The sequence below is a fragment of the Pseudomonas sp. v388 genome (genome assembly GCF_003935425.1).
Classification (GTDB): Bacteria; Pseudomonadota; Gammaproteobacteria; order Pseudomonadales; family Pseudomonadaceae; genus Aquipseudomonas.
Genome location: NZ_RHQN01000010.1, coordinates 104193 through 126804 on the forward strand (window position 1 = coordinate 104193; position 22612 = coordinate 126804).

General features: G+C 63.1%; 22 protein-coding genes. 13 read left to right on the forward strand and 9 right to left on the reverse strand.

All coding sequences use genetic code 11. The features are described 5' to 3' along the window. The 9 genes from EGJ27_RS21760 to EGJ27_RS21800 all read left to right on the forward strand — a co-directional run bounded on the left by EGJ27_RS21760 (position 1) and on the right by EGJ27_RS21800 (position 7437). On the forward strand, positions 1–435 hold the full coding sequence (locus EGJ27_RS21760) for a Tfp pilus assembly protein FimT/FimU (protein WP_125832818.1): 435 nt from the start codon (positions 1–3) through the stop codon (positions 433–435). Beyond that, the gene (locus EGJ27_RS21765) at positions 432–806 is read left to right on the forward strand and encodes a type II secretion system protein (protein WP_125832819.1); all 375 of its coding nucleotides are present in this window, start codon (positions 432–434) and stop codon (positions 804–806) included. The genes EGJ27_RS21760 and EGJ27_RS21765 overlap by 4 nt, the downstream gene beginning before the upstream one ends. Continuing rightward, positions 803–1432, forward strand: a complete 630-nt coding sequence (locus EGJ27_RS21770) for a prepilin-type N-terminal cleavage/methylation domain-containing protein (protein ID WP_125832820.1) — start codon at positions 803–805, stop codon at positions 1430–1432. The genes EGJ27_RS21765 and EGJ27_RS21770 overlap by 4 nt, the downstream gene beginning before the upstream one ends. Then, a complete protein-coding gene (locus EGJ27_RS21775) occupies positions 1432–2166 on the forward strand; it encodes a type II secretion system protein GspK (protein ID WP_125832821.1) in 735 nt (244 codons plus the stop codon). The genes EGJ27_RS21770 and EGJ27_RS21775 overlap by 1 nt, the downstream gene beginning before the upstream one ends. Continuing rightward, a complete protein-coding gene (locus EGJ27_RS21780) occupies positions 2163–3221 on the forward strand; it encodes a type II secretion system protein GspL (RefSeq protein WP_125832822.1) in 1059 nt (352 codons plus the stop codon). The genes EGJ27_RS21775 and EGJ27_RS21780 overlap by 4 nt, the downstream gene beginning before the upstream one ends. Next, positions 3196–3807: a type II secretion system protein GspM gene (gspM, locus tag EGJ27_RS21785; RefSeq protein ID WP_125832823.1), complete on the forward strand. Its 612-nt coding sequence runs from the start codon at positions 3196–3198 to the stop codon at positions 3805–3807. Before EGJ27_RS21780 ends, gspM begins: the two co-directional genes overlap by 26 nt. After that, entirely contained in the window at positions 3804–4331 is a 528-nt protein-coding gene (locus EGJ27_RS21790) for a general secretion pathway protein GspN (RefSeq protein WP_125832824.1), read from the forward strand. Before gspM ends, EGJ27_RS21790 begins: the two co-directional genes overlap by 4 nt. After that, positions 4331–6628: a type II secretion system secretin GspD gene (gene gspD / locus EGJ27_RS21795; RefSeq protein ID WP_125832825.1), complete on the forward strand. Its 2298-nt coding sequence runs from the start codon at positions 4331–4333 to the stop codon at positions 6626–6628. The genes EGJ27_RS21790 and gspD overlap by 1 nt, the downstream gene beginning before the upstream one ends. An 89-nt stretch (positions 6629–6717) precedes the next feature. Continuing rightward, the gene (locus EGJ27_RS21800) at positions 6718–7437 is read left to right on the forward strand and encodes an alpha/beta hydrolase (RefSeq protein WP_125832826.1); all 720 of its coding nucleotides are present in this window, start codon (positions 6718–6720) and stop codon (positions 7435–7437) included. 12 nt (positions 7438–7449) lie between these two features. On the opposite strand, the gene EGJ27_RS21805 is transcribed toward EGJ27_RS21800, so the two are convergent. Then, positions 7450–8610 (reverse strand): MFS transporter, encoded by a 1161-nt coding sequence (locus EGJ27_RS21805; protein WP_177523086.1) that lies wholly within the window; start codon positions 8608–8610, stop codon positions 7450–7452. A gap of 306 nt (positions 8611–8916) precedes the next feature. On the opposite strand from EGJ27_RS21805, the gene EGJ27_RS21810 reads away from it, so the two are divergent. Genes EGJ27_RS21810 through EGJ27_RS21820 form a run of 3 tightly spaced genes read left to right on the forward strand, consistent with a single transcriptional unit; the run spans position 8917 to position 11864 of the window. Next, the gene (locus EGJ27_RS21810; protein ID WP_177523079.1) at positions 8917–9648 is read left to right on the forward strand and encodes a GntR family transcriptional regulator; all 732 of its coding nucleotides are present in this window, start codon (positions 8917–8919) and stop codon (positions 9646–9648) included. Between the two features lie 38 nt (positions 9649–9686). Continuing rightward, complete coding sequence (locus EGJ27_RS21815) at positions 9687–10970, forward strand: MFS transporter (protein ID WP_125832829.1); 1284 nt, start codon at positions 9687–9689, stop codon at positions 10968–10970. Between the two features lie 54 nt (positions 10971–11024). Beyond that, complete coding sequence (locus tag EGJ27_RS21820) at positions 11025–11864, forward strand: amidohydrolase (RefSeq protein WP_125832830.1); 840 nt, start codon at positions 11025–11027, stop codon at positions 11862–11864. A gap of 11 nt (positions 11865–11875) precedes the next feature. On the opposite strand, the gene EGJ27_RS21825 is transcribed toward EGJ27_RS21820, so the two are convergent. From EGJ27_RS21825 to pncA, 4 genes are all read right to left on the reverse strand, one after another. Then, on the reverse strand, positions 11876–13273 hold the full coding sequence (locus tag EGJ27_RS21825; protein WP_125832831.1) for a HAMP domain-containing sensor histidine kinase: 1398 nt from the start codon (positions 13271–13273) through the stop codon (positions 11876–11878). Then, the gene (locus EGJ27_RS21830) at positions 13251–13934 is read right to left on the reverse strand and encodes a response regulator transcription factor (protein WP_125832832.1); all 684 of its coding nucleotides are present in this window, start codon (positions 13932–13934) and stop codon (positions 13251–13253) included. The genes EGJ27_RS21825 and EGJ27_RS21830 overlap by 23 nt, the downstream gene beginning before the upstream one ends. Positions 13935–14006: 72 nt before the next feature. Further along, complete coding sequence (locus tag EGJ27_RS21835; RefSeq protein ID WP_125832833.1) at positions 14007–14954, reverse strand: formate/nitrite transporter family protein; 948 nt, start codon at positions 14952–14954, stop codon at positions 14007–14009. 116 nt (positions 14955–15070) lie between these two features. Then, on the reverse strand, positions 15071–15709 hold the full coding sequence (gene pncA / locus EGJ27_RS21840) for a bifunctional nicotinamidase/pyrazinamidase (protein ID WP_125832834.1): 639 nt from the start codon (positions 15707–15709) through the stop codon (positions 15071–15073). Positions 15710–15897: 188 nt separating this feature from the next. On the opposite strand from pncA, the gene EGJ27_RS21845 reads away from it, so the two are divergent. Beyond that, a complete protein-coding gene (locus EGJ27_RS21845) occupies positions 15898–18024 on the forward strand; it encodes a TonB-dependent siderophore receptor (RefSeq protein ID WP_125832835.1) in 2127 nt (708 codons plus the stop codon). 4 nt (positions 18025–18028) lie between these two features. Here the strand turns inward: EGJ27_RS21845 and EGJ27_RS21850 are convergent, their stop codons facing one another. The 4 genes from EGJ27_RS21850 to EGJ27_RS21865 form a co-directional block, all read right to left on the reverse strand. Next, the gene (locus EGJ27_RS21850; RefSeq protein WP_125832836.1) at positions 18029–18985 is read right to left on the reverse strand and encodes a D-2-hydroxyacid dehydrogenase family protein; all 957 of its coding nucleotides are present in this window, start codon (positions 18983–18985) and stop codon (positions 18029–18031) included. A 29-nt stretch (positions 18986–19014) separates the two neighbouring features. Then, complete coding sequence (locus EGJ27_RS21855) at positions 19015–19668, reverse strand: DUF1345 domain-containing protein (RefSeq protein ID WP_125832837.1); 654 nt, start codon at positions 19666–19668, stop codon at positions 19015–19017. A gap of 125 nt (positions 19669–19793) precedes the next feature. Further along, on the reverse strand, positions 19794–21146 hold the full coding sequence (gene gudD, locus EGJ27_RS21860; protein ID WP_125832838.1) for a glucarate dehydratase: 1353 nt from the start codon (positions 21144–21146) through the stop codon (positions 19794–19796). Between the two features lie 49 nt (positions 21147–21195). Then, complete coding sequence (locus EGJ27_RS21865; RefSeq protein ID WP_125832960.1) at positions 21196–22521, reverse strand: MFS transporter; 1326 nt, start codon at positions 22519–22521, stop codon at positions 21196–21198. Positions 22522–22612: the final 91 nt, after the last annotated feature.

Here is a 22612-nt window from a genome sequence, read left to right on the forward strand (position 1 = left end):
ATGAAAGCGCCGGTGGCGAGCCGCGGCTTCACCCTCATGGAAATGCTGGTGGTGCTGGTGTTGATGAGCATCGCCGTCGGGCTGGTGGGCTTCGCGCTGCAACAGGGTTTGAGTTCGGCCAGCGAACGTCGCGCGGTGGGCGATATGGTCGAGGCGCTGCGTGCCACACGGGTAAAGGCCATCGTCACTGGCCAGCCGGCCAAGACTGAATTCGACCTGCGCCGCCTGACCGTCAAGGCGCCGGGCAAACGTGTGCAGCACTTGCCAGAGCATTTGCAGATCAACCTGCAGACCGCTTCCGAACTGGGCTCGACCGTGGAGTTCTATCCGGACGGCGGCTCCAGTGGCGGCAATCTGCTGGTGGTGGGCGGCGACAAGCGCTGGCGGATCAACATCGGCTGGCTGACCGGCAATGTTCAGGTGCGGGCACTTTGAGGCACGCATCGCAGTCGGGCTTCACGCTGTTGGAGATGCTCGCCGCACTTACGGTCATGGCCGTGTGCAGCGGCGTGCTGCTGGTGGCCTTCGCCCAGGGTGCACGGTCGCTGCAACAGGTCTCGCGCAGTGACCGTTTGAGCCACGCGGCGCGCACGATCCTGGAACAGGAAGGCGCAGGGCCTCTGGAAAGCGGCGACCGGCAGGGCGTGCTGGCCGGTATCGACTGGAACCTGAGCGTGCGGCAGCTGCCGGGCCGTAACGGTCAGGCGCGATTGTTCAGGCTGGATCTGGTGGTCAAGGAGCATCAACGGCAGGCGCATTTCAGCACCTTGAAGTTGCGCGGCGCTGTCAGCGGAGCCGACTCGTGAAGACCGGCCAGCGTGGCTTTACGCTGCTGGAAGTGCTGCTGGTGATCAGCCTGCTGGGCATTCTGCTGGTGTTGGTGGCCGGTGCCTTGCTGGGCGCCAATCGCGCGGTGCTCAAGGCTGAGCGTTACACCACCAGCCTGGATGAAAGCCGCGCGGCACAAGCGTTTTTGCGATCCTCGATCAGTCAGGCGCTGCCCCTGGACACTTCCGAGAATGACGACGCCAAGAGCGGTTTCTTCGAGGGTTCGGCGCAGCGCCTGCAATTTGTAGCGACGCTGCCCGGCGAGCTGGGCGGCGGGATTCAGGTGCATACCGTGGAGTTGCATGGCCCGCAAGGGGCGCGGGATCTCCAGGTGGCGTTCGCTCAGGTGCAGACCGCCGCGAATGCCACAACGGTCAAGCCGTGGGGCGAGCCGCAAGTGTTGTTGCAGAACGTCGAGTCGCTGACGTTCAGCTATCGCGGCTTGACCCCCAAGGGCAAACCCACCGGCTGGCTCAATGACTGGCCGTGGCCCAATCGCCTGCCCGGCGCGGTGCGTATCGACATGCGCGTGAAAGGCGCAGTGCCTTGGGTGCCGGAAGTGGTGGCCTTGCGCCTGGATTTGTCCGGCGGAGCAGGCGGCTGATGAAGCCTGTACCGCAACAACAGCGTGGCGTCGCGTTGCTGGTGGTGCTCTGGGTGCTGGCCCTGTTGAGCCTGTTGCTCGGCGGACTGGCCGGTTGGGTGCAATTGGAAAGTCGCCAGGCGCTGTGGTTGCGACAGAACACTCAGGCGCTGCTGTCTGCGGAAGCCGGATTGAACATGACCGTGCAAGGCTTGCTCGACCCGACTCAGCGCAAGCGCTGGGTAGCGGACGGCCGATTCACCGCGCTGCGTCTGGACGATACGCAACTGACGATCAGCATCCGCAGCGAACGCGGCAAGCTGGACCTCAACAGCGCACCGGCGGCTGACATGGCGCGAGTGTTCCAGGCCTGTGGCGCCGACAAGCGTCAGGCGAGCGCCCTGGCCCAGGCTGTGGCGGCGCAGCGCAATGACGGCGAGTCGCCGCTGCGGGTGGTCGAAGAAGTCCGCGTCCTGCCTGGCATGACTCGGGCGCTGTATGCCCGGCTGTTGCCGGAAATTACCGTGCTGAGCGGGCTGGACCGGCCCGATCCGGCATTCGCTTCGGCGCTGTTGCGCCGGGCGCTGAATTTACCGAACCAGAGTGCGGTCGGTGCCGATCCCGGCGCGGTATTGAGCATCGATAGCCGCGCAGAACGACCGGGCGGCGTAGTCGCCCTGTTACAGACCACCGTTTTATTGAGCCCATCGGAGGGAGGCGCGCAACCGTATCGGGTGCTGCGCTGGCAAGAATGAATTCATCTGTTTCAGCACGTCTGGCGCCGGTCTTCGCGTTACGCGATCAGGTCGTCCAGCAATGGCGTGGCAGCCCGGCGCAACGCGCCTGGCAATGGTGGCTGGCCGAGTTGCAAGGCTGCCTGCCGCCGCGTGCCCGCCAATGGCTGGTTCACGAAACCGTCGAGCAGGTCTGCCCCTGGCCGCTGGCCGAACCGCTGGCTGCGCCGCACGCCGACGCCCGCAAAATCCTGCTGCTACCGACGTCCCAGGTGCTGGTGCAAACCCTGCAACTGCCGGCAGCAGCGGCGCGCAATCTGTCTACTGTGATCGGCTACGAGCTGGACCGCTTCACGCCGTTCGATGCTGCGCAGCTGTACTTCGTCGCCCGCCAGGAAAGCCGTACCGGCAGTTTCATTCAGGTCACGCTGGTCGCCATTTTGCGCGAGCGGCTGGACCGTATCCTCGCCGACTGTGTTGCCCAGGGCTTGCGGCCTGACGCGGTCGATGTCGGCACCCAGGATCAGCGCCTGGGCGTGGACCTGTTGCCCGTGCCATCGCGCCCGCAACAGACCCGTTCGGGCCATCGTCTGCGCCGCGGGCTGGTCTGGCTGTGCGTCGGCCTGTTGCTGGGCAGCATGTCGTTATGGCTCAACGACCGCCAGCGCCTGCTGGAACAGATGCAGGCCGAGGTGCAGGCACAACGCGCTCAGGCCGCCGAGATCCAGCAGCTGCGCCAGCAACTGACCAACACCCTCGGCGCGGCCAACTACCTGCAGCGCCGCAAGTCCGAACAATTGCCGTTGTCGGCGCTGCTCAGCGAATTGACCGCCTGCCTGCCGTCGGACACCTGGATCGAGCATCTGGAAATCAACGACAGCGCCGAGCTGGCGTTTTCCGGCCAGAGCGGCAAGGCCAGCGCCCTGATCGCCCGCGCCAAGGACTGTCACAGCCTCGACAACGCCCAGTTCCAGGGCGTGATCCAGCCCGATACCAAAACCGGGAAGGATCAGTATTCCCTGCGTGCCCATTTGCATCAGGAGAACGTCGATGCGTCGTCCACTGACCAGCCGTGAGCGGCGGGGCGCGGCCCTGATCATTCTGGCGTTGGTGCTTTATCTGGCCTACTGGCTGTTGATCGACAGCTGGTTCGCCGGGCCATTGCGCGAGATCAACGAGCAGGCCGACCAGCTGCGTGAACAGCAGCAGCGCTACGCCGGGCTGTTGCAACAGGGCGATTCGCTGCGTGAGCAACTGGAGCAGGCGCGCCGCGACCCGGCCAGCAGCACCAGCCTGTTGCCCGGCGAAGACCCCAGCGCGGTGGCCGCCGACCTGATGCAGCGCATTGCCGATTTGATCAGCAGTCACGCCAGCCAGGGCGGCGGTTGCGAGTTGACCCAGCGTATGCCGATCACTCCCGAACAAGAGGGCGCCGAGCCGTACCGTCAGGTGAAAGTCAGCCTGACGCTCAACTGCGCCATCGAGCCGTTGACCGCCATCCTGCACGCACTGGAGTACCAGCGGCCGTTTCTGTTCGTCGATGAAATGAGCCTGCGCCGCGATGCCAACGCTCCGGCCAGCGGTGGCGCGGGCAAGCTGGTGGCGCATCTGCTGGTGCGCGGCTATCTGCAACCGGCCAACGCCTCGGAGGGCGAACAATGAACGGTTCATTGCGTCCGCTGGAGTGGACGTTGCTGGGAACGGCGACGCTGCTGGCGTCTACCATCGCCCTGATTCTGAGTGGCAGCCTGCAGTCGCCGGACTGGCTGCCGGTGCCTGCGCCGCGGGATTCCGCCGGGCAGGCCGCGCCGGTTCACGAGGCGCCCAAGGCCAGCCTCGACAGCCTGTCCAATACCTGGAAAACCCCGCTGTTCAGCACCGACCGCAGCCCGGACATCGCCGTGCGCCAGAACGCCCAGGCCACTAGCCTGGCGGGGCTGACCCTGACCGGGGTGATCATCGACGGCTCGACCCGCGTGGCGCTGCTCAAGCAGTCGGGCGGCAAAGCCCTGAAAATCAAACAGGGCGAGCGTTTACCCAACGGCTGGACCCTCGAATTGCTCGATCCGATGCAGGCCACGTTCAGCCTCGATGGTCGCAGCGAGGTGCTACGCCTGCCCGCGCCGCGCCTTCCGCCACCTTCGAATACACCTCCGATTACCTTAACCAATGATCCGACCCTGTGATGGGTATCAGTTCTGGAGTGACCACCATCGCTACCTTGCGCACACCTCTGCTTTGTCTGGCCACCGCCGTCGCTCTCGGCGGCTGCGCGTCCCAGTCCAACACCCTCGACCCCGACAATGGCATGCTGCAGGAAGCGCTCCAGGGAACAGGCTCGCAACGTCCGCCGGTGGATCCGCGCAGCGAACAGGCGCCGGAGCAACCGCAGCCGTCGTCCGCTGCCGTCTCGCCGCAGCGACAGATCATCAAGGGCAATCAGCGTTTCATTCGCCCGCCGGCCGTGGCGCCTGCGTCGCAGGAGGCCGAGAGCGGCGACATTGTGTTCAACTTCACCAACCAGCCGATCCAGGCGGTGGTGAACAGCATCATGGGTGACCTGCTGAAGGAGAACTACAGCATCGCCCAGGGCGTGAAAGGCGACGTGAGTTTCTCGACCTCCAAGCCGGTCAACAAGACCCAGGCGCTGTCGATTCTGGAAACCCTGCTGTCCTGGACCGACAACGCGATGATTCGCCAAGGCAATCGTTACGTGATCCTGCCGGCCAATCAGGCGGTAGCCGGCAAGCTGACCCCGGAAATGCGCGTGGCCCAGCCGTCGGCAGGCATGTCGGCACGGCTGTTCCCGCTGCGCTATATCTCGGCTACCGAGATGCAGAAACTGCTCAAGCCGTTCGCCCGCGAGAACGCATTCCTGCTGGTCGACCCGGCACGCAACGTATTGAGCCTGGCCGGCACGCCTGACGAGCTGGCCAACTATCAAGACACCATCGACACCTTCGATGTGGACTGGCTCAAGGGCATGTCGGTGGGCGTGTTCGGCCTGCAACGCGCGTCGGTGGGCGAACTGATGCCCGAGCTGCAGAAAATGTTCGGTCCGGACAGCGGCATGCCGCTGGCCGGCATGGTGCGTTTCCTGCCGATCGAGCGGACCAACTCGGTGGTGGCGATTTCCTCGCAGCCTGAGTACCTGAGCGAAGTCGGCCAGTGGATTCACACCATCGATGAAGGCGGTGGCAACGAGCCGCAGATGTACGTTTACGACGTGCGCAACATGAAGGCCACGGACCTGGCCAAATACCTGAGGCAGATCTACGGCACCGGCTCGATCAAGGACGACTCGCCTGCGAAAGTGGCGCCGGGGCTGCGCACCACCACGTTATCGTCGCTCAATTCCAGCAGCGGCATGAACGGCAGCTCCGGCATGAACGGCAACGGCGGCCTGGGCGGCACCAGCGCCAGCGGCGGTTTCGGCAACAGCCAGAGCATGAGCAGCCAGAACACCGATGACAGCGAAGGCGAGGGCGAAGAGTCATCCTCCAGCGAAGGTGAGACCGACGGTTCACAAGGCGGCAGCGGCGCCAAGTCCCTGGATGCCAGCACCCGCATTACTGCGCAGAAGAGCAGCAACCAGTTGCTGGTACGCACCCGTCCGGCGCAATGGAAGGAAATCGAATCAGCGATCAAGCGTCTGGATAATCCGCCGCTGCAAGTGCAGATCGAAACCCGGATTCTGGAGGTCAAACTGACCGGCGAACTGGACATGGGGGTGCAGTGGTATCTGGGGCGTCTGGCCGGGAACTCGAGCAGCACCACAGTTGCCAACGCGGCCGGCAGCCAAGGCGCATTGGGCGGTGGCGGTGCAGGCTTGGGCGCGACCGATTCGCTGTTCTACTCGTTCGTCAGTACCAATTTGCAAGTCGCGCTGCATGCGCTGGAAACTAACGGACGTACCCAGGTGCTGTCGGCGCCGTCGCTGGTGGTGATGAACAACCAGCAGGCGCAGATTCAGGTTGGCGACAACATCCCGATCAGCCAGACCACGGTCAACACCAGCCTTTCCGACACCACTCTGAGCAGTGTCGAATACGTGCAGACCGGTGTGATTCTGGATGTAGTGCCGCGCATCAATCCGGGTGGTCTGGTGTACATGGACATCCAGCAGCAGGTCAGCGATGCGGACACCAGCGGCACCACCGACGCCAATGGTAATCCGCGTATTTCGACCCGTTCGGTGGCAACCCAGGTCGCCGCGCAGAGCGGTCAGACGGTGTTGCTCGGTGGCCTGATCAAACAGGACAACGCCGAATCGGTGAGTGCCGTGCCGTATCTGGGTCGTATTCCGGGTCTGAAATGGCTGTTCGGTAACACCAGCCGCTCCAAGGACCGCACCGAGCTGATCGTGCTGATCACCCCGCGGGTCATCACCAGCGGCAGCCAGGCCCGGCAAGTGACCGACGACTATCGCCAGCAGATGCAGTTGCTCAGGCCGCAGGTTTCGCAACTCAATCTGCACGATTGATGGGGTATGGTGGGCGCGCGGACCGCTCCCACCAGGCAAGACCGTCGCTACAGGCAGTCCATTTCATTCACGATGGAGACCCTCGACACATGCTCAAGTATCTCGCTGCATTGCTCCTGGCCTGCTCGGGCCTGGTCCACGCACAAGACAGCCTGCACACCGACCTGACGCTCAGCTATCTGGCCGAGGTCAAAGCCGACGCCCCACAGCGGCCGCTGGTGATCTTCATCCACGGTTACGGCAGTAACGAGCAGGACCTGTTCGGCATCAAGGATCGGCTTTCCGGGGATTACAACTTTCTATCGGTGCGTGCGCCGATGGAGCTGCGGCCCGGCAGTTACAAGTGGTTCACCCAGAAAACCGGCGTCGCGGACTACGACGGCGTGACCGAAGACCTCAAGAACAGCGGTGAACGTCTGACCACCTTCATCCGCCAGGTGGCGCAGAAATATCACACGCCTGCGGACAAGGTGTTTCTGGTGGGTTTCAGCCAGGGCGCGATGATGAGTTATGAAGTGGCGCTCCGCGACCCGACGCTGGTGGGCGGTTTTGCGGCATTGAGCGGGCGCTTGTTGCCGGTGCTGGAGTCAAGCCTGCAGCCCGACCCGCGTCTGGCACCGCTCAAGGTGTTCATCGGCCACGGTGAGGAAGACCATCAGGTCGCCTACAGCGGCGGGCCGAATGCCGAGGCCACGCTGAAGAAACTGGGCGTGCAGCCGCAGTTTCATGCCTACGAAGGGTTGGCGCATTCGATCAATGCGGCAGAAGTGGCGGATCTGGCGAGGTGGCTGGAGCATTCGGCAAAGTAATTGGAGAGGGCGTCAGACACTGGCGCCAATCCCACGCAACCCCGCCGAATCCCGCAAGAACGCCACCAGCGCAATCAACGGCAACGCCGTGCCCGCAATCAACACCCACAGCCATCCGCCATGATCGAACAGCGGGCTGGCAATCGATGAGCCTATTGCGCCGCCGATGAAGATGCTGGTCATGTACAGCGCGTTCAGGCGGCTGCGGCTGGCGGCGTCCAGAGCGTAGACGGTCCGTTGCCCCAGCACCATGTTCATCTGCACACAGAAGTCCAGCAGCACGCCGGTCACTGCCAGGCCGATCACCGCGTAGGCCGGGTTAACGAGGCTGGGCAGAAAACTCAAGGCGCCGAACAGCAGGGCGCCGAGGCTGGCGATCCGGGTGTGGCCGGCGTCTGCCAGGCGACCGCTGAGGGGCGCGGCAACTGCGCCGATGGCACCGACCAGGGCGAACAGCGCGATCTGGGTTTGCGACAGGCCATGATTGCGCGACAGCTCCAGCGGTACGGCGGTCCAGAACAGGCTGAACGTGGCGAACATGCAGGCCTGGTAGAACGCCCGCTGGCGCAGCACCGGCTGCTCGCGCAGCAATGTCCACAGCGAGAACAACAGTTGACCGTACGATGCCCGATGGTCAGGCACACGCTTGGGTACGGTGGTCGCCAGCACCACGCTGATACCGAGCATCACCACGGCAGCTGCGCCAAACACGGCGCGCCAGCCGAAATGGTCGGCAATCAGGCTGGAAATCGGCCGAGCCAGCAGGATACCCAGCAACAGGCCGCCCATGATGCTGCCGACCACGCGGCCTCGGGTCTGCTCAGGCGCCAGATGCGCCGCGAGCGGAATCAGCATCTGCACCGACACCGAACTGAAGCCCACCAGCAACGACATCAGCAGAAACAGGTTCGGCTGTTCGGCGAACGCCGCTCCCAACAGACTGAGGAACGCAACGGCGGTGGTTAACAGCATCAGGCGGCGGTTTTCCAGCAGGTCGCCCAACGGCACCAGAAAGAACAAGCCCAGCGCATAACCGATTTGCGTCAGCGACACGATCAGGCTGGCAGCGATGCTGGACAGGCCGATATCCGGTGCGATCAGCTCGATGATCGGCTGGGCGTAATAGATGTTGGCGACGATGGCGCCGCAGCAGAATGCAAACAACATCACCATGGCACGGGTCATGGTGTGAGCGTGTGGCTGCTCGGGAATCGAGGTAGTCATGAAAAGTCTCGCTCGGGCTTTTGGCTTTGGCGGGCTGGGCGCAGGCGCGTCAGCCACCGGATCGGATGGATGGCAAGCAGGCTAAAGGTTTTGCCCGACGCTCAACAGGCCTGTGGAGATGATACAAGATATTTCTCAAATCGATGGCATAGGCCCCGCGACGCGGATGACCGCCTGCCGACCCGCTCTTGACGGGAATTTGTAACGAGACAATACTCCGCTCACATTCATATAGATGACTGGATAACTATAAAAATGAACAAGCTTCCCAGCGACGACAGATTGCCGCTCTACCAGCGCCTGCGCGACCAGCTCGCCGAACAGATTGCCAACAACCGCTGGCGTCCGGGCGAAGCGATCCCTACCGAAGCGGCGTTGTCCGCCGAGTACTGCCTGTCCACCGGTACGGTGCGCAAGGCCATCGACATGCTGGTCAACGACAATATCCTGGAGCGTCAGCAAGGTCGTGGCACCTTCATCCGCCGGCCGCAGTTCCAGTCATCGCTGTTCCGTTTCTTTCGTTTCCAGACCGCGGCCGGCGAACGGCTCATGCCCGAAAGCCGTGTGCTGAGCATCGAGCCTATGGCTGCGCCTTCGGCTGTCAGCCAGGCCTTGGGGCTGGTGCCCGATGCGCCGGTGATCCGCATGGTGCGTTTGCGTCTGCTGGACGGCCAGCCGGTGCTTGCCGAGGAAATCTGGCTGCCGCGCATCCAGTTCCAGGGTTTGCTGGAGATCGACATCAATGCTCGCGGGCCGTTGCTGTACCCCATCTATGAAGAGCTTTGCGGCCAGGTCGTGGCCTACGCCCAGGAAAGCCTGACCGCCGAGGCCGTCAACGACGTTTATGGCCGCCTGCTTCAGGTTCCCACCGGCAGCCCGGTGGTGGTCATCGAGCGACTCGCCCGCAACTACGCCGGCGAGCCACTGGAATGGCGTCGTTCGCGTGGCCATGCCAGCCATTTCCGTTACAGCGTGGAAATCCGCTGATAACGCCCCTCCAAGGTTTTTTTCATAAGGATAAGAACATGTTCAGTTGGTACCGCGACATCACCTCCAGGGAACGCAAGACGTTCTGGGCCTGCTTTGGCGGCTGGTCTCTGGATGCACTGGAAGTCCAGATGTTCGGTCTGGCGATCCCGGCGCTGATCGCCGCCTTCGCCCTGACCAAGGGTGATGCAGGCTTGATCAGCGGCGTGACCCTGGTGACCTCGGCGCTGGGCGGCTGGGTCGGCGGTACGCTGTCGGACCGCTACGGGCGGGTTCGCACCCTGCAACTGATGATTCTCTGGTTCTCGTTCTTCACGTTCCTGTCGGCCTTCGTTACGGGCTTCAACCAGTTGCTGATCGTCAAGGCCCTGCAAGGTTTCGGGATTGGCGGCGAATGGGCGGCCGGTGCGGTGCTGATGGCCGAGACCATCCAGTCAAAATACCGCGGCAAGGTCATGGGCACGGTGCAAAGCGCCTGGGCCGTGGGCTGGGGCCTGGCGGTGGTGCTGTTTACCCTGATCTATTCGTTCGTGCCGCAGGACTACGCCTGGCGGGTGATGTTTTTCGTCGGCCTGCTGCCTGCACTGATGATCATCTGGGTGCGCCGCAACGTCGAAGAGCCGGAAAGCTTCCAGCGCATGCAGAAGGACAAGGGGCCGGATACCAGCTTCTTCAACTCCATGGCCGGTATTTTTCGCCCTGAACTGCTGCGCGTGACTTTGTTGGGCGGCCTGCTGGGCCTGGGCGCCCACGGCGGCTACCACGCGGTGATGACCTGGTTGCCGACCTTTCTCAAGACCGAGCGCAACCTGTCGGTGCTCAGCTCCGGCGGCTATCTGGCGGTGATCATCGTTGCGTTCTGGGCCGGTTGCGTGACCAGCGGCATGCTCATCGACCGCATCGGGCGTCGCAAGAACATCATGCTGTTCGCGCTGTGCTGTGTGATCACCGTGCAGTGCTACCTGATGCTGCCGCTGACCAACACGCAGATGCTGTTCCTCGGCTTCCCGTTGGGCTTCTTCGCTGCGGGCATCCCGGCCAGCCTCGGCTCGTTTTTCAATGAGTTGTATCCGGCCGATGTGCGCGGCGCCGGGGTGGGCTTCTGCTACAACTTCGGCCGCGTGCTGTCGGCAGTCTTCCCGTTTCTGGTCGGCCACATGAGCGAATCGATGTCGCTGGGCGCGGCCATCGGCATCGACGCCGGTATCGCTTACGGCGTGGCCATGATCGCCGCGTTCTGCCTGCCGGAAACCCGTGGTCGCAACCTTCAGGCCGCGGTTTCCCCGGATTCGCCCACCAAGGCAGCCCCGCAACAAGCCTGACGGTTTTCCCCCGCGCGGTGCCCTTGCACCGCGCTCACTTCAAAGATGAGTTTCATGACTGACGCCTGTTCCACGCCCCTGCTGGGCATCGATGCCCATGCCCATGTTTTCACCCGCAGTTTGAGCCTGACGTCAGGACGACGTTACACCCCCGACTACAATGCGACCTTGCAGGATTACCTCGCGCATCTGGATGTCCATGGCCTGAGCCACGGCGTACTGGTGCAGCCCAGTTTTCTGGGCACCGACAATCACTACCTGCTCGATGCCCTGGCCCAGGCGCCGGACCGTCTGCGCGGCGTCGTCGTGGTCGAACCTGGCATCGAGGGCGCGCAGTTGCAGGCCATGGCCGGGCAGGGCGTGGTCGGCATTCGTCTGAACCTGATGGGCAAGCCGCTGCCGGACTTTACCGAGTCGCAGTGGGCGCCGCTGTTCAAGCAAGTGGCAGCGCTGGGCTGGCACGTCGAGCTGCATCGTCACGTCGAAGACTTGCCGTGCCTGATCCGCGGCCTGCTGCCGTTCGGATGCAAGATCGTGATCGACCATTTCGGCCGCCCCGACGCACGCCAGGGTGTCGATGATCCGGCGTTTCGCGCTCTGCTGGAATTGGGGCTGACCGGCCAGGTGTGGGTCAAGGTATCGGCGATCTACCGCCTGGGCGGCGACGCCGAGCAGAACACCGCATTCGCCAACGCGGCGCTGCCTTTACTGGTCCAGACCTTCGGCGCGCAACGCCTGGTGTGGGGCAGCGACTGGCCGCACACCCAGCACGAACAGCAGGTCAGCTACGCCTCGGTGGTCGAGCAGTTGCGCGAACTGGACTGCCCGGACAGCGTCAAGCGTTCCTTGCTGGTGGAGGCACCCGGGGCGCTGTTCGACTTTGCGCAAGCCTGACTTTCAGGCCCTCAGGTCAACACCCCGACCGGCCGGCATTCGAGCCTCAGGCTCGCACCGCCATAGCGGCTGGTCCCGATGTGCAGGGTGAAGCCGTGCAGATTGACGATCGCCGCCACCACCGACAGTCCCAGGCCGAAGCCGCTCTGCGGGTCGCCGTTCTCGCTGCGGTAGAAGCGCTGGAACACCGCGTTGCGTTCGGCCGGCGCAATGCCCGGTCCTGAATCCTGTACGTTGACACACGGATAGCCGCCATCGGCCGCGGCATAGGCACTGACTTCGACGGTGCCGCCGGATGGCGTGAACTTGATCGCGTTGCCCAGCAGGTTGGTCAGGGCCTCGAACAACAGCGCGCGGTCGCCCACCAGGGTCGGCAGCGGCTGCTCCAGTTTCAGCAGCAGGGTGATCTGGGCTTCTTCGGCCAGCGGCAGGTAGAAATCGTGCAGTTCCTGCAGCAGCGGGTGCAGGTCCAGTTCAACGAAAGCCGAGCGCCGCTGGCGGTCTTCCAGTTCGGAAATCCGCAGCAGGCCGCGAAAACGCGCCATCAGAGTGTCGGCTTCGGCGATCACCTGAGCCATCTGCGCCGCCTGGCTGGAGTCGGACGGCGCCTGCTGCTGGATGCGATACAGCTGCGCCCGCAGTCGGGTCAGCGGGGTGCGCAGGTCGTGGGCAATGTTGTCGCACACGCCCTTGACCTCGTTCATGAGCTTTTCGATCCGGTCGAGCATCGCGTTGACGATCACCGCCAGCATGTCCAGTTCGTCGCGTCGGTTGGACACCGGCAGGCGCGCGGCCATGTCTCCGGCGACAATGGATTCGGCGCTGGCCTGGATGGCGCGGATGCGCCGCAACGGGCGCCGTCGCAGCAGGTGCCAGCCGGCAATGCCGGGAATGATGGTCAGCGAGATTCCCCATAACAAGGCGCGCAGAATCAGCTTGCTGACCGCAAACAGCGAGCCGTTCTCTCGCACCAGCACCAGCCAGTGGCCGTCGGCGGTGCGCGTCGCCACCGCGTCGCAACTGTTCTGCGGCAAGTCCGGGCTGTCCGATTCGATGCAGTCGCGCAACTCATGGATCTGGCCGTCGAGGGGCAGCTTGTCCGGTATGTGAGTGATCGGGCCGGTCAGTGGCTGGAGGTTGGCGTCGAACAGGCCGTAGGCATCTACGGCGTACATGTCGAAGGTCATGCTGGTGGTGAGCGCATCCACCAGCGCCGGGCCTTCGAAGCGGGAAAACAGCTGCTGGCGCTGGGTCAGGGAATGGCGCGCCAGGTCGTCCAGGTAGGAGGTGACTTCCCAATACAGCACGCCGAGCAGAATGGCGCTCCAGGCTACGAACAACGAACTGTAGAGCGCCAGCAGCCGGCTGGTGGAAGATCGCCAGCCTTCAGACGGGATCGGCAATGACATAGCCCGAGCCTCGCACGGTCTGAATCAGCGGTGCGAGGCCGGGCTGGTCGATCTTCTTGCGCAGGCGGCCGATGTGTACGTCGATCAGGTTGGTACCGGGGTCGAAGTGGTAACCCCAGACTTCCTGGAAAATCATCATGCGGGTGATCACCTGGCCGCTGTTGCGCATCAAAAATTCCAGCAGCTTGTACTCGGTGGGCAGCAGGGTCAGCGGCTGGTCACCACGGCGGGCTTCACGACTGATCAGATTCAGGGTCAGGTCCGCCACTTGCAGCATGGTGGTCGACGCAACGGCCGGGTTGCTGCGCCGCAACAGGACTTCGACCCGCGCCGCCATTTCATCGGAGGCGAACGGCTTGGGCAGGTAGTCATCGCCGCCGGCCCGCAGCCCGCGCACCCGCTCGTCCACATCGGACAACGCGCTGATCATCAGGATCGGCGTCGAGATGCCTTGGGCGCGCAAACGGGTAACGATGGTCAGGCCATCCATCTCCGGCAGCATGCGATCCAGGGTGATGAGGTCGTAATCGCCGCTGACCGCCCGCGCCAGCCCGTCGCGGCCATTGTCCACCCAGTCCACGTCCAGGCCGTGGCTGCTGAGCTCTGCGACGATTTCCTTGGCGGTAACGGCATCGTCTTCGATGGCCAGGATTCGAGTCATGGTCTGCGCCTGAGGGAGTCGGTCAAGCTGGCATTCTGCCAAGAAACACCTGTGGATTCCCTGAAAGAAAATTTAATCGACGTGCGTGCGCTCACCCGCGACGCCATCGGCATCCTTCACCGCTTTCTCGACGTCGGCGCGGCGTTGGGTCTGGGCGTCCTGTTTACGCTTTCGTTCAAGCTGCGCGCTGGTGTCGTTCTCGCTGCGAATCTGCGCGTGGCTGATCAGGGCGAAGATGAAACTGCCGCCGATGATATTACCCGCCAGGGTCGGGCCTGCGAACACCAGCCAGAAATCCGACCAGCCCAGCTCGCCGGCGAATACCAGATAGGACACTTCGGCCGAACCCACCACGATGTGGGTGAAATCGCCCAGGGCCATCAGGTAGGTGATCAGGACGATGATGGCGACTTTGGCGCTTTCCATGGAGGCGATCATCCATACCATGGTGGCAATCATCCAGCCGGACACGATGCCTTTGGAGAACATCTGGCCGACGTCGTTTTCCATCACCTTGTGGCCGATTTCCAGAAACGCCTTGTCGGTGTTGGCGTCGAAGATCGGCAGATTGAGCATTACGTAGGCGACCAGCAGCGTGCCGCACAGGTTGCCGAACAGCACGATGGTCCATAGGCGCAGCAGGCGATAAATGTTGGCAGTGGTGAATTTGGTCATCACCGGCAGCACGGCGGTGATGGTGTTTTCGGTGAACAATTGCTGGCGTGCCAGGATCACCGCGAGAAAACCCGCCGAGTAGCCCAGGCTGGTGATGACATGCGCGCCGTCGATTCCGGCCAGCCGCGACTTGAACAGCCCCATCGCCATCAGCGACAGGCCCATGGTCAGGCCGGCGGCCAGGGCCGACCACCACAAGGCGGCAGCGCTGCGCTCCAATTCATGGTCGCCTTGAATGCGGATGGTTTCGTGCAACACCGCCGCGCGGGGTGGTTGCTTCTCGTCGATCTCGCGTTCTTCCTCGGCGGACAGGCCGGGGGTCTTGCCATCTGATTCCTGGGCCATGCCAGTTCCTTCATGCTGCCGGTGGGTGGGATTCAGACCTGCGCCGTGCGAGGACGTTCGGCGGCGCAGAAACGATGATTCAACACACAGCGATGTGGGAGCGGACAAGTCCGCCTCTACAGATCAGAACTCTGTATCCGCTCAACCCCCGCCGCCAGCATTGCTTCCCACGCCGCATCCAGCGAGCCATTCATATCGATAGCCCGGCAGGCATCTTCGATCACATAAGTGGTGAAGCCTGCGCGTCGGGCATCTTGCGCCGACCACGCCACACAAAAATCCAGCGCCAGACCGACCACAAATACCGTATCGATCCCGCGTTCCTGCAGATAGCCGGCAAGGCCGGTGGTCGTGGTGCGGTCGGCTTCCAGAAAAGCCGAATAGCTGTCGATCTGCGAATTGCAGCCCTTGCGCAGGATCAGCTGCGCGTGGGGCAAGGCCAGGTCCGCATGCAGCTGTGCGCCGTGACTGCCTTGAACGCAGTGGTCCGGCCACAAGGTCTGCGGGCCGTAGGGCAGGGTGATGCTGTCGAACGGCGCGCGGCCTGCGTGGCTGGAGGCAAACGAAATGTGCCCGGCCGGATGCCAGTCCTGAGTGACGATCACTCTGGCAAAACCGGCACCCAGGCGATTGATCAGCGGCAGCACGGCGTCGCCATCGGCAACGGCCAGCTGCCCGCCGGGCATGAAGTCGTACTGCATGTCGATGACCAGCAGGGCACAGCGCGGGTCGTCGGGATGGTGGGCGAGCGTCATTTTCAGGTCCTTGGACGATGGCCGAAACAGGCTGCCAGTGTGCCGCGTCGCTCGCGTTTTGGCGATCAACAGAAAGGTGCTGCGAGCGTTTGAGAATTTGTATCAAAGCCAAATACGAATCTGTAACATTCGCAAAAAATCCAGCTGGCTCAGGTAAGCCGGTCTTTCCTTCAAGGGCATGCACGTCGATGCGTCGTACTTTTATTTCTCTGTGCGTTATCCAGGCCATTTCCCAGACGGCCTGGGCGGCCTCAACCTCTGCCGATTCACTCTCAGTCGAGCTGCAAAGCATCGACATTCAAGGCAGCGCCGACACCGAGCAGGCCCTCGGGCCGGTGCAGGGCTATCGCGCCACCCGGTCTGCCAGCGCAACGCGCACCGATACGTCGATTCATGAAACCCCGCAGTCGATCAGCGTCATGACCCGCGAGGCGGTCGAAGACCTAGGCGCGACGCGCTTGCAGGATGCGCTGGATTACGCAGGCGGCGTCGGTCGGGCCAACAACTTCGGCGGTCAGGGCCTGACCACCTTCACCGTGCGCGGATTCACCACCGGCGAGTTCTACCGCAACGGGTTTCCGATCAACCGCGGCTATCCCAACATGCCCGACGCCAACACCATTGAGCGTCTCGAAGTGTTGCGCGGCCCGGCCACGACCTTGTACGGCCGCGGCGATCCCGGCGGCACCTTCAACGTGGTCACCAAGCAACCGCTGGCCGAACGTCGCGTGACCCTGGGCAGCCAGATCAACGATCAGGGCATGAAGCGCGGCGCCCTGGATGCGTCCGGTCCGCTGGACGACGATGGCCGCCTGGCCTATCGCCTGAACCTGATCGGCGAGGGCGGCGACACCTTTCGCGACCATGTCGAAACCGAACGCTACGGCGTCACGCCGGTGCTCAGCTGGCAGGTGGACGATGCAACGCGCATCACCTTCGAAGGCGATTTCATGCGCAACAACCATCCGCTGGATCGCGGCGTGACGCGCTATCCGGCGCAGACCCGTACTGCTTCCCGTGACACCTTTTTCGGCGAGAAGGACATCGGCAAGCTGCACAACGACAACGATATGGCACAGTTGCGTTTCACCCATGACCTGAACGCCGACTGGACCCTGGGCGGCGGTGTGCAGTGGCTCGACGGGTCCCTGGCCGGCAACGCCATCGAAGCCAATGGCCTGGCCGCGGACGGGCGCACCCTGGGGCGCAACTTCAATTACCGCAAGCTGGAGTGGACCGATCGTGACGTGCAGCTGAACATTACCGGGCACTTCTCGACCGGCGAGTTCGATCACACGCTGCTGGCCGGTGTCGAGTACGAGGACTACGACTACAAGTCGATCATCCGACGCTCCGATGGCGCGGTTTCGGCGTACGCGATCGACATCTTCGATCCGGTGTACGGTCAGCCACGTCCGGTGTTGAACCGAACCACCACCCATGACAAGGAAAACCTCAAGACCTACGCCGCGTTCGTGCAGGATCAGGTGGCGCTCACCGAACGACTCAAGCTGCTGGCCGGTGTCCGTTTCGAGCGCTTCGAACACGACTACCAGAACTACCCGCCCGGCATTCGCGGCTGGAACAGCAGCGACAACGCCGTGACCCCGCGCCTGGGCCTGACGTTTGACCTGACCGACGACATCGCGCTGTACGCCAACACCGCTCGCTCGTTCAAGCCCAACACGGGCGCGAGCCGGCAGGGCGACGGGTTCAAACCGGAGGAGGGCAAGTCTTTCGAGCTGGGCGCCAAGTGGCAGGCGCTGGATCGTCAGCTGAGCGTCGAGGCGGCGGTATATCAGATCGAAAAGAAGAACGTGCTGACCGCCGACCCGGTGATCTCGACCTTCAGCGTCGCAGCCGGTGAGGTGCGCAGTCGCGGTTTCGACCTGAACCTGGTTGGCAACCTCACACCCGAGTGGCGGATGATGGGCAGCTACGCCTATGTCGATGCCCAGGTAACCAAGGACAACACGCTGCGCTCCGGCACCCGGCTGCTGAACATTCCCGAGCAGACCTTCAGCCTGCTCAACGTCTATGAGTTCCAGGAAGGCGCGCTGCGCGGGCTGGGACTGGGCGCGGGCGGGCGCTACGTGGACCAACGCGCCGGGCAAACCGCCAACAGCGCGTTCTCCATGGACAGCTACACCGTGTTCGACCTGCTGGCCTATTACAAAGTCAACGAGCAGGTGAAGCTCAATCTGGACGTGAAGAACCTGTTCGATTCGGACTACGAAGAAGGCGCCTTCGGCAATGTATATGCCTACCCTGGCGCCCCTCGTACCGTGCAGATGGGGATTTCCTACACGCTATAAGCGGTCAGCTGAACACCCGGATCGGCGCGCCTGCATGCCAGGCCTGGATGTCTTCAATCATCTGGCTGAAAAACATCTGGTAGTTGTTGCGGGTGACATAGCCGATATGCGGCGTTGCCAGCACGTTGTCCAGGGTGCGGAACGGGTGGTCGGTCGGCAGCGGTTCGCGGTCGAATACATCCAGCGCCGCGCCGGCGATGCGGCGTTGTTGCAGGGTGTCGATCAGGGCGGCTTCATCAATGATCGGCCCGCGTGAGGTGTTGACCAGCCAGGCGTCGGGCTTCATCCAGCCCAGCGCCTCGGCATCCACCAGGCCGCGACTGCGGTCGCTGAGCACCAGATGCACCGACAGCACGTCGGCCTGCTCGAACAGTTCGCGCTTGCTGACCCGCGTCACGCCCGACTCGGCTGCGGCTTCGGCCGTCAGGTTCTGGCTCCAGGCAATGACCTTCATGCCGAACGCCTGCCCGTATCGGGCGATCCATTTGCCGATACTGCCCAGCCCGAGAATGCCCAGGGTCTTGCCGTGCAGATCGCCGCCCAGGCCGATCTGCCAATTGCCTGCGCGCAGCGAGTCGGCCTCGGCAACCAGATTGCGCGTGGCCCCCATGATCAGCGCCCAGGTCAATTCCGGCGCGGCGTGTTTGTAGCTTTGCGTGCCGCATACCACGATGCCCTGTTTGTTTGCTGCCTGCAGATCGATAGCGGCGTTGCGCATGCCGCCGGTCACCAGCAGTTTCAGGTTGGGCAGTCGGCTGAGCAGTGCGGCATCGAACAGGGTGCGTTCGCGCATCACGCAGATCACTTCAAAGTCCTTCAGGCGTTCGGCCAAGGTAGCGGTATCGGCCGGGTAATCATGCAGAAAGCTGACCTGGCCCAGCGGGTCGAGCACCGACCAGTCCACCACGCCGCTGGCCACGTCTTGCCAGTCATCGAGCACCGCAATTGTCGTTTTTGTCATGGATAAACGCCTTTGGTGAGTCCGGCCCGTCAGTTGAACAGCCCGGCAGCCAGGTTGATGGAAAAACCCAGAATCGCCGTGTTGAACACAAAGCAGATCAGGCATTGGGCAAGCACGGTCTTGCGCAGCTCGCGGGTGCCTACGCCGACGTCGGAGGTCTGCACGGCAACGCTCAGGGTGTAGGAGAAGTACAGAAAATCCCAGTAATCGGGGTTTTTTTCGCCACCGGTGAATGCCAGCGCAGGTTCCGGGCCTTTGCCGGTGTAGAACAGCCGCGCGTAGTGCAGGCTGAACACTACGCCGATCAGCATCCACGAGCCGACGATAGTGAGGCCGGTGAAGGCGTGATGCAGCCACAGGGCGTGCCGGGGCAGCTCGGCACCGCCCGCCAGCTCGACGATGATCGCCGCCAGGCTGGCCAGGGCCGCGACGCATACGGTGGTCAGCACCAGGCCGGCGTTCTCGTCTTCTTTCATGGCAATGTGGCGCACGTCTTGGGCATCGCTGCGCAGCGTATGGATGAAGATCAGGACCAGATAGAGCCACACGCCCAGGTTCCAGCCGATCAGGCAGTGCTGGATAGCGGAAGCGTGGGGCAGCAGCGGGAGAGAGGCGACGCCGCCGACCAGGCCAAGCAAGGCCGCCAGTGTCAGGCGCGGATGGGTGTGACCGAGATGGCGCATGCAGGCATTCGCTACAAAATGTTGCGCGAACCTTAGCATGCACCGCGAATAAAAAAACGGCGCACAAGGGGGTTGTGCGCCGATTGCCAGTCCTGTGGCCAGTTCAGTTATCCAGGGTCAAGCGTTCAACGCACCAGGCAAGGCTGCTTGTTGTTGAACTTCCAGTCGTTGATCAGGAACTGCATGGCCGCCGCGTCGTCCCGTGCGCCCAGGCCCATGCCTTTGTACAGTTCATGGGCCTTGTGCACCTGGTCCATGTCCAGCTCGACGCCCAGGCCGGGTGTTTTCGGCACCTCCACATGGCCGCCCACGATCTGCAGCGGTTGCCTGGTCAGGCGCTGGCCGTCCTGCCAGATCCAGTGGGTGTCGATGGCGGTGATATCGCCCGGCGCGGCGGCGGCCACGTGGGTGAACATCGCCAGGGAAATGTCGAAGTGATTGTTGGAATGCGAACCCCAGGTCAGGCCCCATTCGTTGCACATTTGCGCGACCCGCACCGAGCCTTGCATGGTCCAGAAGTGCGGGTCTGCCAGCGGGATGTCCACCGATTGCAGCTGGATGGCGTGACCCATTTCGCGCCAGTCGGTGGCGATCATGTTGGTGGCGGTGCGCAGGCCGGTGGCGCGACGGAATTCAGCCATGACTTCCCGCCCGGAGAAACCGTTTTCCGCACCGCAAGGGTCTTCGGCATAAGCCAGCACGTGATGCTGATCGCGGCACAGGCGGATGGCTTCTTTCAGCGACCAGGCGCCGTTGGGGTCCAGGGTGATGCGCGCTTGCGGGAAACGCTCGGCCAGGGCAGTGACCGCTTCGATTTCTTCGTCGCCGCGCAGCACGCCGCCCTTGAGTTTGAAGTCCTGGAAACCATAACGCTGCTGCGCCGCTTCGGCCAGGCGCACCACCGCTTCGGGGGTCAGCGCTTCTTCGTGGCGAACCCGGAACCAGTCATTGTCGGCGTCCGCTTCACTGCGATAAGCCAGGTTGGTCTTGCCCTGGTCGCCGACGTAGAACAGGTAGCCGAGCATTTCTACGCTGTCGCGCTGCTGGCCTTCGCCGAGCAGGGCGGCGACCGGCACTTGCAGGTGCTGGCCCAGCAGGTCGAGCAGGGAGGCTTCCAGCGCGGTGACCGCGTGGATGGTGATACGCAAGTCGAACGTTTGCAGGCCGCGCCCGCCGGAATCGCGCTCGGCGAAGGCCTTGCGCACGTCGTTGAGAATTTTCTGATAGTTGCCGATGCTGCTGCCGACCACCAGCGAACGGGCATCTTCCAGGGTCTGGCGAATCCGGTCGCCGCCCGGTACTTCGCCCACGCCGGTGTTGCCGGCGTTGTCCTTGAGAATCACGATATTGCGCGTGAAATACGGGCCGTGCGCGCCGCTGAGGTTGAGCAGCATGTCGTCATGGCCGGCCACCGGAATAACCTGCATCTGGGTGATGACCGGGGTCTGACTGGCGATCTGCGGATTCTGAGCGTTCATGGGCGAGTCCTTTAGCTGTTTTTGTAGGGTTCGACGGTCGATGACGTCATCAGTGGGAAGTCGAGGTCTGCACGGCGGCCACCGGTGTCGCGCCGGGCTTGGGCCGGTTGCGGGCGGCGAACACGATGACGGCGGCCAGGATCGAGGTCGCTGTCAGGCCATACAGCCCGCCCTGGATGGAACCGGTGTGTTCTTCCAGCAGGCCGAAGGTGGTCGGGGCGACGAAACCGCCCAGGTTGCCCACCGAGTTGATCAGGGCGATGACCGCGGCGGCGATGCGTGCGTCCAGATAGGCCTGGGGAATCGGCCAGAACAGTGACGAGGCCGACTTGAAGCCCAGTGCCGCGAAGCAAATGGCGATGAAGGCGAAGATCGGGCCGCCGGTGGTGGACATGAACATCCCGGCTGCGGCAATCAGCAGTGCAGCCGCCACCCATGCCTGCTGGCGCTTCCATTTGGCCGACAGCGAAGCGAAGGCGTACATGCCGATGATCGACAGCAACCAGGGAATGGAGTTGAACATTCCCACTTCGAAGTCACTCAGGCTGCCCATTTTCTTGATGATGCTCGGCAGCCAGAAAGTGGCGGCGTAGATGGTCAGCTGGATCAGGAAGTAGATCAGGCAGAACAGCAGGATCTGACCGTCCTTGAGCAATTTACCGATGGAGGCCTTGACCGGTGTGGCGGCTTCGCGAGCGGCCTGTTCGGCGTCGATGGCATTGACCAGCGCGTCCTGTTCCTCGCGGGTCAGCCACTTGGCGTCGTGGGGCTTGGAATCGAGCCAGAACCAGACGAAGAAGCACAGCCCGACCGAGAACATGCCTTCGATGAAGTACATCCACTGCCAGCCTTTCATGCCGAACCCGGTGATCTGCAACAGCAGGCCGGACAGCGGACCGGAGATCAGCGACGCAATGGCCGAGCCACTGAGGAAAATCGCAATCGCCTTGCCGCGCTCGACACCCGGCAACCAGCGGGTGAAGTAGTAGATCACCCCAGGGAAAAACCCGGCTTCGGCCACACCCAGCAGAAAACGCAGGATATAGAAGTGGGTTTCGTTCTGGATGAACGCCATGCAGGACGCCACCAGACCCCAGGTCAGCATGATGCGGGTCAGCCAGATACGCGCACCGACCTTTTGCAGCAGGATGTTGGAAGGGACTTCGAACAGGGCATACCCGATGAAGAACAGCCCGGCGCCGAAACCATAGGCGGCCGCACCGATGCCCAGATCGGTTTCCATGTGCGAGCGCACAAAACCGATATTGACCCGATCGATGTAGTTCACGATGAACATGATGACGAAAAGCGGCAGGACGTGACGTTTGACTTTGGAGACGGCCGATGCCAATACCGTATCCGCGCCGCCAGCCATCCCGGAGGTGGATGTGCTCACTGTTGTATCTCCCACTCGTTGTTTTTATGCGGGTTGTGCAAGACGGCCGATGACGATCATGGCGTTTGCT

Bases quoted from the DNA above. Each gene is read 5' to 3' on its own strand.
- EGJ27_RS21760 (WP_125832818.1), top strand. From the start codon at position 1: ATGAAAGCGCCGGTGGCGAGCCGCGGCTTCACCCTCATGGAAATGCTG.
- EGJ27_RS21775 (WP_125832821.1), top strand. From the start codon at position 1,432: ATGAAGCCTGTACCGCAACAACAGCGTGGCGTCGCGTTGCTGGTGGTG.
- EGJ27_RS21780 (WP_125832822.1), top strand. From the start codon at position 2,163: ATGAATTCATCTGTTTCAGCACGTCTGGCGCCGGTCTTCGCGTTACGC.
- gspM (WP_125832823.1), top strand. From the start codon at position 3,196: ATGCGTCGTCCACTGACCAGCCGTGAGCGGCGGGGCGCGGCCCTGATC.
- EGJ27_RS21790 (WP_125832824.1), top strand. From the start codon at position 3,804: ATGAACGGTTCATTGCGTCCGCTGGAGTGGACGTTGCTGGGAACGGCG.
- gspD (WP_125832825.1), top strand. From the start codon at position 4,331: ATGGGTATCAGTTCTGGAGTGACCACCATCGCTACCTTGCGCACACCT.
- EGJ27_RS21800 (WP_125832826.1), top strand. From the start codon at position 6,718: ATGCTCAAGTATCTCGCTGCATTGCTCCTGGCCTGCTCGGGCCTGGTC.
- EGJ27_RS21805 (WP_177523086.1), bottom strand. From the start codon at position 8,610: ATGGTGATGTTGTTTGCATTCTGCTGCGGCGCCATCGTCGCCAACATC.
- EGJ27_RS21810 (WP_177523079.1), top strand. From the start codon at position 8,917: ATGAACAAGCTTCCCAGCGACGACAGATTGCCGCTCTACCAGCGCCTG.
- EGJ27_RS21815 (WP_125832829.1), top strand. From the start codon at position 9,687: ATGTTCAGTTGGTACCGCGACATCACCTCCAGGGAACGCAAGACGTTC.
- EGJ27_RS21820 (WP_125832830.1), top strand. From the start codon at position 11,025: ATGACTGACGCCTGTTCCACGCCCCTGCTGGGCATCGATGCCCATGCC.
- EGJ27_RS21825 (WP_125832831.1), bottom strand. From the start codon at position 13,273: ATGTCATTGCCGATCCCGTCTGAAGGCTGGCGATCTTCCACCAGCCGG.
- EGJ27_RS21830 (WP_125832832.1), bottom strand. From the start codon at position 13,934: ATGACTCGAATCCTGGCCATCGAAGACGATGCCGTTACCGCCAAGGAA.
- EGJ27_RS21835 (WP_125832833.1), bottom strand. From the start codon at position 14,954: ATGGCCCAGGAATCAGATGGCAAGACCCCCGGCCTGTCCGCCGAGGAA.
- pncA (WP_125832834.1), bottom strand. From the start codon at position 15,709: ATGACGCTCGCCCACCATCCCGACGACCCGCGCTGTGCCCTGCTGGTC.
- EGJ27_RS21845 (WP_125832835.1), top strand. From the start codon at position 15,898: ATGCGTCGTACTTTTATTTCTCTGTGCGTTATCCAGGCCATTTCCCAG.
- EGJ27_RS21850 (WP_125832836.1), bottom strand. From the start codon at position 18,985: ATGACAAAAACGACAATTGCGGTGCTCGATGACTGGCAAGACGTGGCC.
- EGJ27_RS21855 (WP_125832837.1), bottom strand. From the start codon at position 19,668: ATGCGCCATCTCGGTCACACCCATCCGCGCCTGACACTGGCGGCCTTG.
- gudD (WP_125832838.1), bottom strand. From the start codon at position 21,146: ATGAACGCTCAGAATCCGCAGATCGCCAGTCAGACCCCGGTCATCACC.
- EGJ27_RS21865 (WP_125832960.1), bottom strand. From the start codon at position 22,521: ATGGCTGGCGGCGCGGATACGGTATTGGCATCGGCCGTCTCCAAAGTC.